Below are 16,997 nucleotides of genomic sequence, written 5' to 3'. Positions count from 1 at the left end.
GCCCGTGGGGAGCGCGCACTCTGAGCGGAGGTGCGCCCCCCACGGGCCGGTCTCATTGCGACCAATTTTTAGTGCTTTGCAGGGAGAAAACGGGATGGGACTGACCGCACGGATTCGCACGCGGGACGGATGGGCCGTGTCGCACGCGGTCGTCACGGTGACCGACATGACCGGGACGCAGGTGCTGCGCGCCGAGGCGGACACCGAAGGAGCCGTGCACGACCCGACCGTCCTCACGCCCGGTGCGTACACCGTGATCGTGACCGCGGTCGGGTACGCGCCCGCCGCCTCCAGCGCGATCGTCACGGCGAGCGGCCGGGCCGAGATCGGCAACGTGACCCTCGCCCGCCAGGGCGGCAACGAACTGCCGCCGCCCGGCCCCTGGACCGTCGACCCGGCGCACTCCTCCGTCGGCGCCGTCGCCCAGCACCTGGGCATCTCCAGCGTGCACGGCCGTTTCACGGACTTCTGGGCGACGATCGAGATCGCCCCGGACGACGTGTCCAAGTCCCGCGTCGAGGCCGTGATCTCCGCCGCCTCGATCGACACCGGCAACGGCATGCGCGACGGCCACCTGAAGTCCCCCGACTTCCTCGACGTCGAGACGTACCCGCAGATCACCTACCGCTCGACCGGCCTGACCCCGGCGGGCTCCGACCGCTGGACCGTCCACGGCGAACTCACCATGCGCGGCATCGCCCGCCCGGTCGACCTGAACCTCGCCTACCTGGGCACGGGCGCGGACCCCTGGGGCGGCACGCGGGCCGCCTTCCGGGCGACGGCCGAACTCCACCGCGAGGACTTCGCCATGAACTACAACCAGGTCATCCAGGCAGGCATCTCGGCGATCGGCACCACGCTGAAGGTGGAGCTGGACGTCCAGGCGGTACAAGGGGAGTCCCTCCCACAGGCGTGAGTCGAGCGCACGTTCCCGGCGGGCAGCCTAGGCTGACTCACATGGCACCGAACATCGCTACGAACACCGCCGTGTCCCTGGACGAACTGCTCGACTTCGTACGCCCCCGCCACCGCGCCATCCTCCTCACCCGCCGTACCGACGGCAGCCCCCAGGGCTCCCCCCTGACCTGCGGGGTCGACGACGCCGGGCGGATCGTCGTCTCGACCTACCCCGAGCGCGCGAAGACCCGTAACGCCAAGCGGGACGAGCGTGTCAGCCTGATCGTGCTGAGCGACGAGTGGAACGGACCCTGGGTCCAGATCGACGGCACGGCCGAAGTCATCGACTCCCCCGAATCCGTCGAGCCGCTCGTCGAGTACTACCGGAACATCGCGGGCGAACACCCGGACTGGGACGAGTACCGGGAGGCCATGCTCAAGCAGGGAAAGTCGATCATCCGGGTCACGCCGGTGAAGTGGGGCCCGGTCGCGACGGGCGGCTTCCCGGCCCGACTGACACCCCAGGAATGACCCGGGAGTGACCCAGGAAGCCGAGGAGGAGCGGACAGGCCCTAGGCCCGGGCGACCATCGTCTCGATCCCCGCGATCAGCGTCTCCAGCGCGAACGTGAAGTCCCGCTCCCGCATCTCCTCGACCGTGTCACCGCCGCGGGCCTCCATGAGGTCCGCGGCGTTCTCGAAATTGGCGGAGAACTGCGGCTGTTCGCCGATCGTGCTCATGGCCTGACGGAAGTACTCGTCCTGGGTCATCCCCGCCGAGGCGCAGCGCTGCACGAAGTGGCCCTCGATGGTGCCGAACCCGTACACGAACTGGAAGACCGCCGAGAGCGCGCCCATCTGGCCGTGCCGGGGCAGGCCGGTGTTGCGGATCACCTGCTGGACGCAGAGCGAGAAGGCCATGGAGTGCGGGCCGATGTTCAGGAAGGTCCCGATCAGCGGGGACACCCAGGGGTGGCGGACCAGCAGCGCGCGGTAGCCGGTGGCGAGGGAGCGGAGCTGGTCGCGCCAGTCCTCGCCCGACTCCGCGTCGGGCAGCTCCAGTTCGCCGAAGACCGCGTCGAGGGCGAGTTCGAGCAGGTCGTCCTTGGTGTCGACGTACCAGTACACGGACATCGCGGTGACGTTCAGCTCGGCGGCCAGCCTGCGCATGGAGAACCTCGCCATGCCCTCGGCATCCAACAACCGTACGGTGACCTCGGTGATCCGGTCCCGGTCGAGCCCCGACGGCTGCCCGCCCCCGCGCGCCGCAGCGCCCCGGGGAGCCTTGCCCTCCAGCCAGACACTGGTCCGCGCCGGACGCTCGGCACGGTCGGCTGCCCTCACCATGGCGCACCTTCCTCGGAACTCGAAACTCGCAACTCATCACTCATGACTCATCACTCATGACTCGGAACCCTGATGCTAAGCGGGCGCTACGCCGATACCGCCACCGCGGAGTCTGCCCTCTCCGCACGTCGTAGCAACGCCGCGGCCAGCAGTCCACCGAGAAGGACGGCCGCCGCGCCCACCAGTTGGCTGGTCTCCACTCCCGACGAGAACGCGTCCGTGATCCGCCCGCGCTCCTCGTCCGAGCCCGCCGAGGCCAGTGCCGCCGGGAGCGAGGTCGCCGCCACCGGAATCAGCGCCGCGAACCGGGAGTTGAGGATCGCCCCGAGCACCGCCACTCCGAGGCCGTTGCCGAACTCGGCGAGCGTGCCGTTGACGCCCGCGCCCACGCCCGCCTTCTCCGGCGGAATCGCGCTCATGATGGCGTGTGCCATGGCCGGGTTGGCCACGGCGGCGCCCGCGCCGATCAGCAGCAGCCCGAGCAGTGTGCCGCCGTACCCGTGCGCGGCGAGCGTGGCGATCGACACCAGCCCGGCCGACATCAGCGTCATGCCGAGCGCGATCGACACCGGTGTGCCGAGTCTCGCCGTCCACTTCGCCGAGAGGCCGGAGAAGTTCAGCGCCACGACCGCGAGCGCGAGCGGCGCCGTACGCAGTCCGGCTTCCAGGGGGCCGTATCCCAGGACGAATTGGAGGTGTTGGGTGAGGAGGAAGAGGGCCCCGCCCATGCCGAAGGCGATGAGGACGGCTCCCGCGACGGCTCCGGTGAAGCGCCGGTCGCGGAAGAAGTGCAGGTCGAGCATGGGGTACGGGATCCGGCTCTCCCAGTACGCGAAGGCGGCCAGCACCAGCACGGCGACCGCGTCCGTGGCCAGCACCCGGGCCGACGTCCAGCCGTGTTCGGGGCCGGAGATGATCGCGTACACGAGTGCGGTCATGCCGATCGTGGAAAGCAGCGCTCCCAGGAGGTCGGGGCGGTCCCCGCGGTCCGGGGGTCCGGAGGTTGTCCCCCGGAAAGACGCGGCCTTCGACTCCGGTACGAGGGCCATCACCGCGGCGAGGCCCAGGGCCACCACCGGCAGGTTGATCAGGAAGATCGCGCCCCACCAGAAGTGGTCCAGTACGAAGCCGCCGAGGAGCGGTCCGGCCGCGAAGCCGAGGGCGTTGACGGCGCTCCAGATGCCGATGGCCTTCGGGTGCTCCGCGGGGGTGAAGATCTGCATGGCGACGGCGAGCGTGGTGGTCAGCAGGAGCGCGCCGCCGACGCCCATTCCGGCCCGTGCGGCGATCAACTGGCCGGTGGAGTCGGCGAGTCCGGCCACCACCGAGCCGATCCCGAAGAAGACGAGCCCGGTGATCAGCATCTTCTTGCGGCCGTAGCGGTCGGCCGCGCTGCCCGCCGTGAGCAGCAGCCCGGACTGCACCAGCGAATAGGCGTTGATCATCCACTGGATGTCGGGGGTGGCCGCGCCCAGCTCCCGGGTGAGGGAGGGGATCGCGACGTTCAGGACGGTGTTGTCGAGCAGCACGGTCAGTTGGGCGAGGCAGATGACGCCGAGGATCAGCCAGCGTTGGGGGTGGCCTTGTGCCTGATCCTCTGGGTGCCCTGGGGGAATCGTGGACATGTTGTACACCGTAGAACAGGTCCCATACGGCGTACAACGCGATTCTCCTGGGGTAGGAAAAGGGCGGTGACCCGGAGCTGGATCGCTCCGGGCCACCGCCCCGCGTACAAGACCTGCCGTCAGCTGCTGGTCGGCTGCGTCAGGTCGTAGAAGGTGGCCGAACCGACTGTCACCTTCTTGAAGTTGGCCGTGACCCACGAGCTGATCTGGGAGGAGGTGGAAGTGGTGGAGGAGGAGTTGCCGCCGCCCATCCCACCGCCCATGCTGCCGCCCGAGATGAAGTAGTGGATCTTGCCGTCCGTCACGTACTTCTTGAACTGGGCCAGCGTCGGGGACGGGTCGGTGCCGTTGAAGCCGCCGATCGCCATCACCGGCTTGCCGGTGGCGAGCTGGTAGCTCGCGGAGTTCTGGGAACCGATGGCCGCGGCCGCCCAGGTGTAGTCGCCCGCGTTGGTCTCCAGCAGCTTCTTGGCCGCGGAGCTGACGGTCGCGCCGTTGAGCAGACCGCCCACACCGCCACCGCCCATGCCGCCCTCGCCCGTCGCACCACCGCCGGGCATGCCGCCCTGCTGGTTCTGGCCCTGGGTATTGCCGTTGCCCTGCTGGTTCTGACCGGGGAAGCCGCCGGTACCGCCCGTCGGGGGCTGGCCCATGCCGCCGCCCTGCTGGGTGGTGCCGTTACCGCCCTGCTGGTTCTGGCCCTGAGTGTTGCCGCCACCGGGGAAGCCGCCCCGCATGCCACCGCCGCCACCGGGACCACCCCGGCCGCCCATCATGCTGGCGCCCGCCGGACCGGCCGTGACGATCGAACCGGTGTGCCCGGTGTTCACCGTGGACAGCGTGTACGCCGTCGGGCCCGCGACCGAGGCCACGAAGCTCAGCCCGACCGCCGCGAGGGCCAGTTGACGGCCCAGCCTGGCCGCGAAGATCAGGCCGAGCGCGCCGACCAGACCGCCGATGAGGACCAGCCACTTCAGCCACGGCAGGTAGGTGGGGGTGCGGTTGAGGAGGACGTATCCCCAGGCGGCGCTCGCGGTGACCGCGCCGGCGAGGGTGAGCGAGGCCCAGACCTTGCTCCGCTCCTCCCACAGCACCGTCGCGCCCATGCCGACGACAGCCGCGATGTAGGGGGCCAGGGCCACCGTGTAGTACTGGTGGAAGATGCCGGCCATGTAGCTGAAGATGATCGCCGTCATCAGCAGCGCGCCGCCCCAGGCGAGGAACGAGCTGCGCGTCAGGTCGGTCCTCTTGGCCTTGCGGGTGAGCACGATCCCCGCGACGAACAGGATCAGCGCGGCGGGCAGCAGCCACGAGATCTGGCTGCCGATCTCCGAGTTGAACATCCGGTTCCAGCCGGTCTCGCCCCACTGGCCGGTGCCACCACCACCCCCACCGCCACCGACGCTGCCGGTCTCGTCGCCGTTGATGCGGCCGAGGCCGTTGTAGCCGAAGGTCAGCTCGAGGAAGGAGTTGTTCTGCGAGCCGCCGATGTACGGGCGGGAGGACGCGGGCCACAGCTCCACGATCGCCACCCACCAGCCGCCGGCGACGACCATCGCCACCGCCGAAAGACCCAGCTGGGCGAACCGCTTCTTGAGCCGCACCGGCGCGCAGACCGCGTACACGACCGCGAGCGGCGGCAGGATCAGGAAGGCCTGCAGGGTCTTCGCCAGGAACGCGAAGCCGACCGCGGCACCCGCCCAGACCAGCCACTTCGTCCGGCCGTCCTCCAGAGCGCGGACCACGCAGTAGATCGTGACGGTCATCAGCAGCGCGAGCATCGCGTCCGGGTTGTTGAACCGGAACATCAGCGCGGCGACGGGAGTGAGCGCGAGCACCGCGCCCGCGATCAGACCGGCCGCTGGGCTGAAGCGACGGCGCAGTGCCCCGTACAGGACGCCGACCGTGGCGACGCCCATCAGCACCTCGGGGACGAGGATCGCCCACGAGTTGAGACCGAAGATCCGTACCGACAGGGCCATCGGCCACAGCGAGGCCGGGGGCTTGTCGACGGTGATGGCGTTGGCCGAGTCGAGCGAGCCGAAGAAGAGCGCCTTCCAGCTCTGGCTGCCGGCCTGGACGGCCGCGGAGTAGAAGGAGTTGGCGTACCCGGAGGCGCTCAGGTTGTAGAGGTAGAGCAGGCCGGTGGCGACGAGCAGGGCGAGGAAGGCGGGGCGCACCCAGCGCGGGTCCTCGGGCCGGCCGCGCCAGGCGCGTCGGAAGAACGGCTGCTTGGGGTCACCGGACCGGGGGGCCGCGCTGGGCGGCGCCACGGGCTCCTGCAGAGCCGTCGAGCTCGGTGGTCCCCAGGAGGGCTCGGCGCCTCCGAAGGGGCTCGCGCCCCCCTGGTGGCTCGTGTCGGACTGAGTCGTCATCGTGCGTCCCTCGTGTCCCTCGGGTCGTGATCGTGCGGGCGCACCGCTTGCAGCTGCATGGTTGCGTCCCCCCAGGTGCGGTCCGCGGCTTCACCGGCGCGGAACTCGTTGGTCTGGTTGTGGTCGTAGTCGATGTACGGAGCTTGGGGCGCCGTCGCGTTCGGGCGCTGGGGCAGCGGCGTGTGCGGGTGCTGCTGGTGCGAGTGCGAGTGCGGGTGCTGCTGGTGCGCCGCCGTCGTCGTGCCGTAGGTGGGCGAGGCCGGGTTGTGCGAGGCGACGACTGTCGAGGCCGCCGTCTCGTCACGCCGGTCCGGGAAGACCCAGGCGCGGAAGAGCAGGAACCGCAGCACGGTCGCCGCGAGGTTGGCAGCGATGAGCACCGCGAGTTCGGTGGAGTGCGCCGGGCTGCTCGTCGCCGCGTTCAGGGCGGCGAGCGAGCCGCTGGTGAGGGCGAGGCCGATGCCGAAGACGACCAGGCCCTGCGCCTGGTGCCGGACCGCGCTGCCGCGGCCGCGGACGCCGAAGGTCAGACGGCGGTTGGCCGCGGTGTTGGCGACGGCCGAGACGAGCAGGGCGAGCGCGTTGGCGATCTGTGAGCCCGAGAACGAACGGAAGGCGCTGTACAGGAGCAGGTAGAAGAGGGTGGACAGGGCGCCCACCACGCAGAAGCCGACGAGCTGGCGGGCCAAGCCCTTGGGTACGTCGGTCAGGTCGCGGTCGCGCGGATCGTCCCCGAAGGGGCGCGCGAGCCGGTCGAGCGGGAGCGAACCGGTGGCGAGGGCGCGCCCCACGCGCCACACGCCCTTCAGGTCGTCGGTCGCGGTCTTCGCGATGTGCACGGTCGAGTTCGGGTCGTCGACCCAGTCGACCGGCACCTCGTGGATGCGCAGTCCGGCGCGCTCGGCGAGCACCAGCATCTCGGTGTCGAAGAACCAGCCGGTGTCCTCGATCAGCGGCAGCAGTACCTGGGCGACATCGCGGCGGATCGCCTTGAAGCCGCACTGCGCGTCCGAGAAGCGGGCCTGCAGCGAGCCGCGCAGGATCAGGTTGTAGGTGCGGCTGATGAACTCCCGCTTGGCACCGCGCACCACGCGCGAGCTGCGGGCGAGCCGGGAGCCGATCGCGAGGTCCGAGTGGCCCGAGATCAGCGGGGCCACCAGCGGGAGGAGGGCGTTGAGGTCGGTGGACAGGTCCACGTCCATGTAGGCGAGGATCGGAGCGTCCGAGGCCGACCACACGGTGCGCAGCGCGCGCCCGCGGCCCTTCTGCTCAAGCCGGAAGGACCTGACTTCCGGTATCTCCGACTCCAGCCGTGCGGCCACCTGAGGGGTGGTGTCCGTAGAGGCGTTGTCCGCGACCGTGATGCGGAACGCGTACGGGAAGGTGCGCTTGAGATGCTCGTGCAGTCTCACCACACACGGCTGGAGATCCTTCTCCTCGTTGTAAACGGGGATCACTACGTCCAGGACAGGCGTACCGGCGGACCCGGCCGGGAGGTGCTCCCGCGCCGGCAGGTTGCCGGGAGAAGAGTCGGTTCGCATGCGAACGACTCTCGTCAAACGCCCTGTTGCACCCATGTGGTGGCGCTGTGCTGTGCCTGTGAGAACAGTTGCGCCTTTGTTTCCACGAACGGATCGACGGCGATCGCGGGCAAATGAAGGGTGAACACCGTCCGTCCGGGCATGCTGTCCACGGTGACGGCACCGCCGTGCGCGGCGGCGACGGCCTGCACGATGGCCAGTCCCAGGCCCGTCGAGCCAGAGGACCGGGAACGCGAGGAATCACCGCGTGCGAAGCGTTCGAAGACGCGCGGAAGCAGGTCGGGCGGGATGCCGGGCCCGTCGTCCTGGACGTCCACGCACAGCCACGGCCCGTGCCGGTGCACGCGTGCGGTGACGGTCGTACCGGGCGGGGTGTGCGTTCTGGCGTTCGCGAAGAGATTGACCATGACCTGTTGCAGCCGTGCGGCGTCCGCGAGGACGAGCGCGGGCTCCTCCGGCAGTTCGAGCCGCCAGTTGTGGTCGCGTCCGGCCGCCCGGGCGTCGCTCACGGCGTCGATGACGAGCGGTACGAGATCGGTCTGGTCGTACTGGAGCGGGCGTCCGGCGTCCAGCCGCGCGAGCAGCAGCAGGTCCTCCACCAGTCCGGTCATCCGGCTGGCCTCGGACTCGATCCGGCCGAGGGCGTGCCGGGTGTCGGGTCCGGTCTCCTCGCGGCCGCGTCTGGTCAGCTCGGCATAGCCCCGGATCGACGCCAGCGGTGTACGCAGCTCATGACTCGCGTCCGCGACGAACTGCCGTACGCGCATCTCGCTCTGCTGACGTGCGTGCAGGGCGCTGTGGATGTGGTCGAGCATGCGGTTGAGCGCGGCGCCGACCTGACCGACCTCGGTGTGCGGGTCGGCCTCGGACTCCGGAACCCGCTCGTAGAGGGTGACCTCGCCGGTGTGCAGGGGGAGTTCGGAGACGCGGGTGGCGGTGTTGGCGACCTTGCGGAGGGGGCGGGTGGCCACGCCGACGAGCACGTACCCGGCGATGCCGGCAGCGACCAGGCCGGCGGCGGTGACGCTGATCTCGACGAGGATGAGGGTGTCGATGTTCTCATCGACGTCCTTGGTGGGCAGCGCGACGTAGTAGGCGTCGCTGCTGTCCCGGCTCGCCACGTACTTCACGAGGTAGTTCCCGAGCCCCGGGATCTCCACGCTGTGGGCCTTGTTGTCCTTCGGTACGGCGTCCAGCGCCTTCTTCTGTACCGCGGTGAGACCGCCGGCGAACATCCTCTTGAAGAGGCCGTCGTTGTCGTTCTGCTGCTTGGCAACGGCGGCGGAGATGATCGAGCCGTTCTGCACATACGCGGCGACGGTCTTGGGCTGCGTAGGGCCCTTGGTCAGCAGGTTGTCGATCTTCTCGCTCGGTGTGGCAGTGGCCGCCGAGGAGGAGTTCGGGTTCCCCGGCTCCGCACCGGGGCTCGCGCCACCCGGAGCCTGCTGCATGTGACCGACCGCGCGCATGGCGATGTCGGTCACCTTGACGTCCAGCTGCTGATACAGGTGGTCGCGCAGGGCCAGGGTGGTCACGGTGCTGATCACCGCGCACACCACGGCGATCAGCGACACGGACGCGACGACGAGCCGCGTCCGCAGCGTGCGCGGCTGTCGTCCTCGCCCCTGCTTACGCGGCCGTCGTCGCCCGCTCATGACGCCGCGGGCTTGATCAGGTAACCGGCCCCACGCCTGGTGTGGATCATCGGCTCACGTCCGGCGTCTATCTTGCGGCGCAGGTAGGAGATGTAGAGCTCGACGACATTGGCCTGGCCGCCGAAGTCGTACGACCACACGCGGTCGAGTATCTGTGCCTTGCTGAGCACACGTCGGGGATTACGCATCAGGAACCGCAGGAGTTCGAACTCCGTCGCGGTGAGGTGGATGTTCTCCCCGGCACGCGAGACCTCGTGGCTGTCCTCGTCGAGAGTGAGGTCGCCGACGACGAGCACGGAGTCGGAACGCCGGTCGGCGGCACCGGAACGGCGGATCAGTCCGCGCAGCCGGGCCACGACCTCCTCGAGGCTGAAGGGCTTGGTGACGTAGTCGTCGCCGCCGGCCGTCAGCCCCGCGATGCGGTCCTCGACGGCGTCCTTGGCCGTGAGGAAGAGGACGGGCACGTCGGGCAGATCGCGGCGCAGGCGCCCCAGGACCGCGAGGCCGTCCATGTCCGGCAGCATCATGTCGAGGACAACGGCGTCGGGCCGAAACTCGCGCGCGGTCTGCACCGCACCCTGTCCGTCACCCGCGCTGCGGATCTGCCAGCCTTCGTAGCGAAGGGCCATGGAGAGCAGCTCGGTGATCGACAGCTCGTCATCCACTACCAGCACTCGGACGGGGCTCCCGTCCGGCCTCAGCAGTTCGGTGCGCCCCTGGGGCGAGGTCGTGGTCATAGCGGACACCTTGTCGGGGTCCTCTGAGAGCACGCTTTCGGGAACCTGTGATTTCCCTGAGAAACACACAGGTGCCTCTCAGGGAACTCCTGGGAAGATCACGAAGTCCCCGAGGGGCGTTCCGAGGCGCCCCGTTCAAGGACTGATCGGGCGTCCGCTCAGGGGCTGATGGGACATCCCGTTCAGGGACTGATGGCGAAGAGACGAGCGCCGTTCTCGTAGCAGACCGCCCTCAGCCAGTCGTCCCCCAGCCCGAGCCGTTCGAGGGCGTGCAGCTGGTGGACGTACGGATAGGGGATGTTCGGGAAGTCGGTCCCCAGCAGGACCCGGTCACCCAGGGTGGCGAGGCGGGTCCTGGCCTCCCGCGGAAACGGCGCGAACCGCTCGCTGAAGTCCGTGAACGCCATCGTCGTGTCCAGCCGCACCTCCCCGTAGCGCTCCGCGAGGGCGAGGAAGTCCTCGTACTCGGGCATCCCCATGTGCGCCACGATCAGCCGCAGCCGGGGATGCCGGGCGAGGACACGGGCGACCGGCTCGGGCCCGGTGTGTTTGCCGGGCGCGGGACCTGACCCGCAGTGGATCACGCCGGGGACCCCGGCCTCGGCGAGCAGCCCCCAGGTGGAGTCGAGGAGTCGATCACTCGGGTCGTACGCCCCCACCTGGACGTGCGCCTTGAAGACGCGAGCCCCTTGCTCCAGGGCCTCCCGCACATACCCCTCGACGCCCGGCTCGGGGAACAGGGTCGCGGTGTGCAGACAGTCGGGCGTCCGGCGGGCGAAGTCGACGGCCCAGGAGTTGAGCCACTGCGCCATGCCGGCCTTGTGCGGGTAGACCATCGCGGTGAAGGCCCGTACCCCGAACTCCCGGATCACCGCGAGGCGTTCGCTCTCCTCCGCGCGGTAGGTGATGGGCCACTCGACGCCGCCGGTCAGCGGCCCGAGCGCGTCGAAGTAGTCCCACACCTTGTGCAGGACACGCTCGGGCATGAAGTGCGTGTGGACATCGACGAGCCCCGGGAGCCCCAGCCGCTCCCAGAACCGCCGTACGTCCTCCCCGCCAGACCCGACCTCCCCGCCCTCTCCGCCCTCCCCGTCAGCCGCGCGCACGCTCGCTCCTGCCACTCCGCCCTGCCTCCTTGTTCCGTCCAGTCCCCGTGTCCTACTCGGTCCCCGTGTCCTACTCGGTCCCCGTGTCCTGCTCGGGCTCGATGCCCTGCTCAGTCCCCGGAGTCCGCTCGAACTCATGGCTCCGCTCGACCTTGGCGATGTGCAGCGTGTAACGCTCGTACCATTCGGCGCGGCCTCGCTGCTGTGCCGCGCGGTGCTCGGCGTGCCCCCTCCACTCCCGGAGCGCGTCCGCGTCCCGGAAGTACCCGACGGTGATCGCCAGCCCGCCCGGCGTGCGCGCGTAGTCCATGCCGAGGTAGCCCGGGATGTCCTTCACCAGCTCCTCCATACGCTCGTTGGTCTCTGCGTACCCTCTGTCGCCCTCGGTCCTGACGGAGGTGAACACAGCGGCGTAGTAGGGGGGTTCGTGGGCTGCGACAGGCGCAATGGAGTGATCGCTCATGGCAACCACTGTCGGGCCGGGCCTCCCCACTCGTCCAGGCCCTTTCCGAACGGGATCCAAGAGGGATCCAACTCTTGACCCTCGGAGAACGGCACCGCGCGGGCACTCACACTCGGGCACTCAGAAGAGTCCGTCCTGCTTCACGCTCCTGTCTTCCCACTCCCTTACGGGAACCGTCAGTTGCTCACCCCTGACCGCGGTCAGCTCCCACCCGGTCATGAGCCGCGTATCGACCACGACGACCCCACGCCCGGTCGAAAGGTGCAGATCGGGCCCGGCCGCGGCGACCAGCTCTCCGCTCACCACACCGCCCGCGACCAGCTCGCTCACGACACCGACGGCGGGCGGGAGCCCTTCGAGCCCGAACACCTCGGTGTGATCGACGGCCTGGAAGGGCGCCCGCTCCAGGGACTCGGGCCAGCCTTCGAGCTCCATGACCCGCGCGTGCAGCTCCCGGATCTCCTCCAGCCGCTCGCCCGCCCCCGGCAACGCGGCCCGCACCGCCCTCTTCTCGGCGTACGGGATCCGATCCGGCACCCGGAGCGCCGCCCGCAGCAGCTCCTCGGTCCGCCGCGCCGCCATCAACGGCCCCTGCCCCAGCCAGCTGAAGACGACAGCCCCCTGCTCCAGCAGCCGAGCCGGCCCGCGCGCGACTCCGGTGATCCCGACCTTGACCATGCCGGGCCCGAACCACGCGAGGTACACGCGGTAGGGCCGCGGGTCGTCGGCCATCGTGTCGGCGGCCACGGAGTGCGCGCGGTCCAGCCGCGCGCACTCCTCACAACGGGCCCCCGCACTCCGCCCCGACACCACCGCCCGCACCGGACACGCGTTCCCCCGCGCCCCCACACACGTCCGTACGCCCTCGTCCACCACCCCAAAGGCCACCCGCTTCCCCCAGGACAGCGCACTGCTCCGCCCGCCGCCCCACATCAGCACGGGGCCGTCGGCCGACCACCGCAGACCCGAACATCTCCACGTCTGTGCCATCACTCACGAGCGTAGGCGTTGCCACCGACAACGGAGCCGGGCGGCGAGCGGGCAGCCGTTCAGGTGGCGGACTCGGTCACGGGTTCACCACTCACAGGCTTACCGCCGACAGCCACGTCCGACCTGACCGCGGGCCGCCCACGCCCCGCCAGCCGGCACCCCAGACACCCGAGATGCCCCTCCCTCGCGCGCAGGTCCCTGACCCGCAGTCCCCACTCCGAGGCCGGCCGCCGCCCGGGCGGCTTGCCCCACCCGGCGAGATGAAGCGCCCAGGTGACCAGCACACTCACGGCCACGACCGCCAGCCCGCCCCACTCTCCGAGGGCGTTGTCGGCGCAGACCCCCAGCCCGATGCCCGCCACCCCCACGGTGGCGATCCCGAATCCGATCCAGCCCGCGAGGGTGTGCCCCTCGTCATGCTTGCTCACGTATTGCCTCCCTCTGTCCGAACAGCGGAGTTTCGTGACGTGAAGGACTAGAATCCCTCACAAGCTAAGAAATCTACTCCAGAAACATCTCACGCACTAAGGGAAATGCGCATGCAGCAGGGCACGCCGCGCCCACCCGCGACTCCGGCCCAGGCGCTGAGCGCCATGGACCACCTCATCGCGACGGGCATGATCGGCCAGCAGGAGATGGCCCAGCGGCTGAACCTGAACGTCACCGACCTCACCTGCTTCGGCTTCGTCCTGGAGGCGGGCGACACCCTGCTCACGGCCGGCGACCTCGCAGAGCGGGCCCACGTCACGACGGGCGCCGTCACGGGGATCCTCAACCGCCTCGAACGCGCCGACTACGTCACCCGCCGTCCCGACCCCGACGACCGCCGCCGTGTCCGCGTGGCCGCGAACCCGGACGCGGTCGCCCGTGTCATGTCCCTCTACGAGCCGCACTACGCCCGCGTCACCGAACTCTTCTCCGACTACTCGCCCGCCGAGATCGCGGTCCTGTACGACTGGTTCACCCGTACGGGAAGGCTGATGGGCGAATACCTGGAGGAGCTGCGGAAGAGCGACTGAGCCTGCGCGCCTTCACCTAACGTGGGAAGGGCCCGAAGCCGCAAGTATGGGATGCGACTTCGGGCCCGTCTCCTTCGTCCTGCGTCCTTCCGCGTCCTTCGACGTTCCTTCGGTGTTCCTTCGGCGTTCCCTGGCCCCCTTGGCGTCCTTCTGGCAACCCCCTAAGGCAGCACGTACACCGGCGCCCCGTCCGCCGCGCACCCGCTCTGCTTCATGCATCCGCGTTTGAGCAACATCCGCACCCTGTCGTGCACGCGCTCCACCGTCAGCCCGGTTCGCCCCGCGATGTCCTCCAGCCGGTACTGCGCCTTCCCCCGCACGAGGGCGGGCGCGAGATACGCCGCCACGGCGTGCACATCCGCGGTGACGACACGATTCCTCGCCTGCCACCCCGTCGGCAGTTCCTGCGGAGTCATCACCAGCGGCTTCCCGCCCCCGCCGCCCGCCCCGACCGCCCCGCGATCCGGTCCGACGACTCGGCCATGCGCCCCAGGGCCGCCGCCATCGCGTCCTGACTCCGGGCGATCACCCCCTGGCCGCGAGCGATCACCTCCTGACTCCGAAAGATCATTTCTTGGCTGCGCGCCATCGCGTCCTGGCGCGCCGCGGCGACGGCGTGCGGGCCGGGGATTGTGCTCAGCCCGACGGCATAGGTCAAGTCCCGACTTCTCGCGTCACGTGATTCAGGGGCATGACCCGATTCAAAGGACCGGGCCTAATGGACACATGCGACGCACGGCCGGAAACCCGTAAGTCGCAGACCATTCGTCAACCCACTGCCCCCCTCCCTCCACTTCCACGGGATGTGAATTTCCATGACTCGCCGTTCCCATTTCCAGCGCCTTCTGCTGCTCGCCGCCTCGACCACCGTGATCGCCGGAGGCGCGGTGCTGCCCAGCAGCGCGATGGCCGCCACGGCGGCACCGCACACGGCCGCCGTCACCGCGGTCGCCTCCGATCATGACGCTCACCGTCCGCACGGCAGCCCCGGCTCCGCCAAGCAATGGGTGGAGACCACCGACGCCGCGAGCGGCATCACATTCCGGCTTCCCGAAAAGCCCAGGGTCACGAAGTTCACCGAGGCCGTGGACGGAATGAGCGGTCGCCTTTACAAGGTGAAGACCGATAACGGGGTCATCGTCTTCGCGGTCTTCGACCTGCCCCGCGCGAAGGGGGACCTCAACGACGGTCTTCGGGGCTTGGTGGACGGCTACAACGAGGCCGTCCAGTCCTCCAAGCACAAGCTCTCCAGCACCGGCGTCCACAAGATCACGGTCCACGGCCAGCCGACCCTCGACGCGCGTCTCTCCGCCCCTGACGGCGCTTCGGGCTCCGCCCGCCTCATCGCCGGCGACGACCACTTCATCGAGATCATCTCTCTCAGCCCGAAGGGGAAGGAGAAGCCCATGAGTGAGACGTACCAGAAGCTCCTCGCTAGCGTCCGCAACCCGGACGCCCATGCCACCCATGCCGACTGACGCCCACAGGACCGAACACTCCGACGACGACCAAACCCACAGCCCCGTACTCCCCCAATGCCAGAGGCCCCGAATCCCTCCGGGGCCTCTGGACTCCCTACGCGACGCCTGCACACCTGGTCTCCGTTAGCGCAGGCCCATTCCGAGATCCTCATGGTGTGGATATCGAATTCGACGTCGATCGATAACCTCGGCGGAGAGAGCGCGATACCGCCGACGACGCCCGACACTTCGTCTGCGCACTTCCTGCGCGGACACCGACCGGTCAAACCGAATGCTGTCGAACTGCGCAATACTCTCGGCAAGCCGGGCTGGAACTTCACGTTCGGTCGTTGCCGTCGGCCCGGCAAGGACGTCGTTGCCTGGGCCGCCGCACGGCAGGTCGTCGCCGCCGCGCCCGTTGATGGTGTCGCCGCCGCCGAACCCGAAGATCGCATCCCGTGCCTGGGTACCGATCAGGATGTTGGGGCGGTCGTTGCCGGTGATGACGTTGAAGCCCTGGGCATGCAGGTCGGCGGGGCTGGTGGCGCAGGTAGTGGGGCGGGGGACTGCACGGTGAGTGTGAACTGCCGCGAGGCCACAGGCACGTTCGGATTGGGGTCGGCGGCCGTGACGGTGAACGTGAACGTGCCATTTGTGGTGGGAGTGCCGGAGATCTCTCCGCTGTCCGGGTCGAGGCTCAGGCCGGGGGGGGCAGGAAGCCGTCAGTAACCGCGAAGGTGGAGTTCCCGATGCCTGCCGCCGGTGGTCTGCAGAGTGGTGGAGTAGGCGACGTTCTGGGTCGCGTCAGGCAGCGGGCTTACCGTGCTGAAGGCCAGGTCCTGGACCGTGTAGGCAATGGTCCCCTGACCATTCGCGTCAGGGGTTCCAACTGGCGAGGTGTCACACACAGGGGCGTCGCAGTGCCACCGCCGGCCGCCGAGCCTCCCGTGGTGAGGCACTGATCGCACACGACAACAGCGACGCGGCCGGCCTCGACTCGCGAAGGCGCCAGCTCGATCCGGGTGACTATGGGCCGGTGTCCCGGTAGCCGTCTGATCGACTTCCAGGGCTATCCGATGAGGGTCTCCTTCGGACGGACTACGCAGAACTCGTTCCCCTCCGGATCGGCCAGCACGGTCCATGACTCGTCGCCGCCCTGCCCGACGTCCGCTCTGCGAGCGCCGAGGGCAAGGATTCGCTCGATCTCGGCTTCCCGGTCCTCCGCCGTCGAGGTCAGATCGAGGTGCAGGCGGTTCTTGACGACCTTGCGGTCGGTCACCGGCATGAAGCAGATTCCCACCGGGGCCGTCTCGTCCGGCCCGATCACGACCTCCCGCTCCCGCTCGGACAGGATCCGCCAGCCCAGCACCTCAGCCCAGAACCGGGACAGGGCGGGCAGGTCGTGGGCGTCGATGACGATGTGATGCAGCGAGACAGGCATGCCGGACAGTGTTCCCCTTTTAGGGCGTGGACAGAAGGAAGGCGGTTGCCGTCAAACACTGCCGTCAAGGCAAAAGCCAGAGGCCCTGTGGATCACTCCACAGGACCTCTGGTCTGATGTGCACTCGGCAGGATTCGAACCTGCAACCTTCTGATCCGTAGTCAGATGCTCTATCCGTTAAGCTACGAGTGCTTGTTTTCTTGTTTCCTGCTTCGTCCCGCTTCCCGGGCTTTCGGCCCGCTCGCGGCGACAGGAAGAACATTACATGACTGCCGCCGCCATGTGAAATCCGTTTGCCGCACCCCTTGTGAGCTGGGCAAACGCGCTCCACAGGTACTCAAC

At 69.2% G+C, this 16,997-nt stretch carries 18 protein-coding genes and 1 tRNA gene; 5 read left to right on the top strand and 14 right to left on the bottom strand.

What is annotated here, in order from left to right:
• Positions 1 to 94: 94 nt before the first annotated feature.
• Together SMIR_RS19310 and SMIR_RS19305 are read left to right on the top strand one after the other, a co-directional pair.
• On the top strand, positions 95 to 916 hold the full coding sequence (locus tag SMIR_RS19310) for a YceI family protein (RefSeq protein WP_168493272.1): 822 nt from the start codon (positions 95 to 97) through the stop codon (positions 914 to 916).
• Positions 917 to 957: 41 nt separating this feature from the next.
• On the top strand, positions 958 to 1,428 hold the full coding sequence (locus SMIR_RS19305; RefSeq protein ID WP_168493274.1) for a PPOX class F420-dependent oxidoreductase: 471 nt from the start codon (positions 958 to 960) through the stop codon (positions 1,426 to 1,428).
• A gap of 41 nt (positions 1,429 to 1,469) precedes the next feature.
• Here SMIR_RS19305 and SMIR_RS19300 read toward each other — a convergent pair whose 3' ends face one another.
• From SMIR_RS19300 to SMIR_RS19255, 10 genes are all read right to left on the bottom strand, one after another.
• The gene (locus SMIR_RS19300) at positions 1,470 to 2,243 is read right to left on the bottom strand and encodes a TetR/AcrR family transcriptional regulator (protein WP_101398925.1); all 774 of its coding nucleotides are present in this window, start codon (positions 2,241 to 2,243) and stop codon (positions 1,470 to 1,472) included.
• Positions 2,244 to 2,329: 86 nt separating this feature from the next.
• Positions 2,330 to 3,868: an MFS transporter gene (locus tag SMIR_RS19295; protein ID WP_168493276.1), complete on the bottom strand. Its 1,539-nt coding sequence runs from the start codon at positions 3,866 to 3,868 to the stop codon at positions 2,330 to 2,332.
• Between the two features lie 119 nt (positions 3,869 to 3,987).
• The gene (locus tag SMIR_RS19290; RefSeq protein ID WP_168493283.1) at positions 3,988 to 6,243 is read right to left on the bottom strand and encodes an ArnT family glycosyltransferase; all 2,256 of its coding nucleotides are present in this window, start codon (positions 6,241 to 6,243) and stop codon (positions 3,988 to 3,990) included.
• Entirely contained in the window at positions 6,240 to 7,784 is a 1,545-nt protein-coding gene (locus SMIR_RS19285) for a bifunctional glycosyltransferase family 2/GtrA family protein (RefSeq protein ID WP_168493285.1), read from the bottom strand. The genes SMIR_RS19290 and SMIR_RS19285 overlap by 4 nt, the downstream gene beginning before the upstream one ends.
• 14 nt (positions 7,785 to 7,798) lie before the next feature.
• Positions 7,799 to 9,439 carry a sensor histidine kinase gene (locus tag SMIR_RS19280; protein ID WP_168493287.1) on the bottom strand — a complete coding sequence of 547 codons (1,641 nt, stop codon included), beginning with the start codon at positions 9,437 to 9,439 and terminating at the stop codon, positions 7,799 to 7,801.
• Positions 9,436 to 10,176, bottom strand: coding sequence for a response regulator transcription factor (locus SMIR_RS19275; RefSeq protein ID WP_054235077.1), 741 nt, complete (start codon positions 10,174 to 10,176; stop codon positions 9,436 to 9,438). Before SMIR_RS19275 ends, SMIR_RS19280 begins: the two co-directional genes overlap by 4 nt.
• A gap of 182 nt (positions 10,177 to 10,358) precedes the next feature.
• On the bottom strand, positions 10,359 to 11,282 hold the full coding sequence (locus SMIR_RS19270; RefSeq protein WP_168493289.1) for an amidohydrolase family protein: 924 nt from the start codon (positions 11,280 to 11,282) through the stop codon (positions 10,359 to 10,361).
• Positions 11,283 to 11,352: 70 nt separating this feature from the next.
• Positions 11,353 to 11,745, bottom strand: a complete 393-nt coding sequence (locus SMIR_RS19265; protein WP_168493291.1) for an antibiotic biosynthesis monooxygenase family protein — start codon at positions 11,743 to 11,745, stop codon at positions 11,353 to 11,355.
• A 120-nt stretch (positions 11,746 to 11,865) separates the two neighbouring features.
• Positions 11,866 to 12,735, bottom strand: coding sequence for a DUF2797 domain-containing protein (locus SMIR_RS19260; RefSeq protein ID WP_168493293.1), 870 nt, complete (start codon positions 12,733 to 12,735; stop codon positions 11,866 to 11,868).
• 59 nt (positions 12,736 to 12,794) lie between these two features.
• A complete protein-coding gene (locus SMIR_RS19255) occupies positions 12,795 to 13,163 on the bottom strand; it encodes an HGxxPAAW family protein (protein ID WP_168493295.1) in 369 nt (122 codons plus the stop codon).
• A 111-nt stretch (positions 13,164 to 13,274) separates the two neighbouring features.
• Here SMIR_RS19255 and SMIR_RS19250 point away from each other — a divergent pair, with 111 nt between their 5' ends.
• A complete protein-coding gene (locus SMIR_RS19250) occupies positions 13,275 to 13,754 on the top strand; it encodes a MarR family transcriptional regulator (RefSeq protein WP_248002998.1) in 480 nt (159 codons plus the stop codon).
• A 161-nt stretch (positions 13,755 to 13,915) separates the two neighbouring features.
• Here SMIR_RS19250 and SMIR_RS19245 read toward each other — a convergent pair whose 3' ends face one another.
• The gene (locus tag SMIR_RS19245) at positions 13,916 to 14,170 is read right to left on the bottom strand and encodes a hypothetical protein (RefSeq protein ID WP_168493297.1); all 255 of its coding nucleotides are present in this window, start codon (positions 14,168 to 14,170) and stop codon (positions 13,916 to 13,918) included.
• Positions 14,170 to 14,412, bottom strand: a complete 243-nt coding sequence (locus tag SMIR_RS19240) for a hypothetical protein (RefSeq protein ID WP_168493299.1) — start codon at positions 14,410 to 14,412, stop codon at positions 14,170 to 14,172. The genes SMIR_RS19245 and SMIR_RS19240 overlap by 1 nt, the downstream gene beginning before the upstream one ends.
• A 157-nt stretch (positions 14,413 to 14,569) precedes the next feature.
• On the opposite strand from SMIR_RS19240, the gene SMIR_RS19235 reads away from it, so the two are divergent.
• Positions 14,570 to 15,232: a hypothetical protein gene (locus SMIR_RS19235; protein ID WP_168493301.1), complete on the top strand. Its 663-nt coding sequence runs from the start codon at positions 14,570 to 14,572 to the stop codon at positions 15,230 to 15,232.
• A gap of 153 nt (positions 15,233 to 15,385) precedes the next feature.
• Positions 15,386 to 15,943, top strand: coding sequence for a hypothetical protein (locus SMIR_RS44315; RefSeq protein ID WP_283959562.1), 558 nt, complete (start codon positions 15,386 to 15,388; stop codon positions 15,941 to 15,943).
• A 340-nt stretch (positions 15,944 to 16,283) separates the two neighbouring features.
• Here SMIR_RS44315 and SMIR_RS19225 read toward each other — a convergent pair whose 3' ends face one another.
• Positions 16,284 to 16,655 (bottom strand): VOC family protein, encoded by a 372-nt coding sequence (locus SMIR_RS19225; RefSeq protein ID WP_168493303.1) that lies wholly within the window; start codon positions 16,653 to 16,655, stop codon positions 16,284 to 16,286.
• A gap of 119 nt (positions 16,656 to 16,774) precedes the next feature.
• A tRNA-Arg gene (locus tag SMIR_RS19220) sits at positions 16,775 to 16,847 on the bottom strand.
• Positions 16,848 to 16,997 lie beyond the last annotated feature (150 nt).

Origin of the sequence: Streptomyces mirabilis (assembly GCF_018310535.1) — a bacterium.
Taxonomy (GTDB): Bacteria; Actinomycetota; Actinomycetes; order Streptomycetales; family Streptomycetaceae; genus Streptomyces.
Note: the sequence above shows the minus strand (reverse complement) of the source record. Positions and strands in the feature narration are given on the sequence as shown.

Bases quoted from the DNA above. Each gene is read 5' to 3' on its own strand.
- SMIR_RS19290 (WP_168493283.1), bottom strand. From the start codon at position 6,243: ATGACGACTCAGTCCGACACGAGCCACCAGGGGGGCGCGAGCCCCTTC.
- SMIR_RS19260 (WP_168493293.1), bottom strand. From the start codon at position 12,735: ATGGCACAGACGTGGAGATGTTCGGGTCTGCGGTGGTCGGCCGACGGC.
- SMIR_RS19280 (WP_168493287.1), bottom strand. From the start codon at position 9,439: ATGAGCGGGCGACGACGGCCGCGTAAGCAGGGGCGAGGACGACAGCCG.
- SMIR_RS19235 (WP_168493301.1), top strand. From the start codon at position 14,570: ATGACTCGCCGTTCCCATTTCCAGCGCCTTCTGCTGCTCGCCGCCTCG.
- SMIR_RS19275 (WP_054235077.1), bottom strand. From the start codon at position 10,176: ATGACCACGACCTCGCCCCAGGGGCGCACCGAACTGCTGAGGCCGGAC.
- SMIR_RS44315 (WP_283959562.1), top strand. From the start codon at position 15,386: ATGGTGTGGATATCGAATTCGACGTCGATCGATAACCTCGGCGGAGAG.
- SMIR_RS19295 (WP_168493276.1), bottom strand. From the start codon at position 3,868: ATGTCCACGATTCCCCCAGGGCACCCAGAGGATCAGGCACAAGGCCAC.
- SMIR_RS19265 (WP_168493291.1), bottom strand. From the start codon at position 11,745: ATGAGCGATCACTCCATTGCGCCTGTCGCAGCCCACGAACCCCCCTAC.
- SMIR_RS19285 (WP_168493285.1), bottom strand. From the start codon at position 7,784: ATGCGAACCGACTCTTCTCCCGGCAACCTGCCGGCGCGGGAGCACCTC.
- SMIR_RS19305 (WP_168493274.1), top strand. From the start codon at position 958: ATGGCACCGAACATCGCTACGAACACCGCCGTGTCCCTGGACGAACTG.
- SMIR_RS19300 (WP_101398925.1), bottom strand. From the start codon at position 2,243: ATGGTGAGGGCAGCCGACCGTGCCGAGCGTCCGGCGCGGACCAGTGTC.
- SMIR_RS19250 (WP_248002998.1), top strand. From the start codon at position 13,275: ATGCAGCAGGGCACGCCGCGCCCACCCGCGACTCCGGCCCAGGCGCTG.
- SMIR_RS19310 (WP_168493272.1), top strand. From the start codon at position 95: ATGGGACTGACCGCACGGATTCGCACGCGGGACGGATGGGCCGTGTCG.
- SMIR_RS19245 (WP_168493297.1), bottom strand. From the start codon at position 14,170: ATGACTCCGCAGGAACTGCCGACGGGGTGGCAGGCGAGGAATCGTGTC.
- SMIR_RS19225 (WP_168493303.1), bottom strand. From the start codon at position 16,655: ATGCCTGTCTCGCTGCATCACATCGTCATCGACGCCCACGACCTGCCC.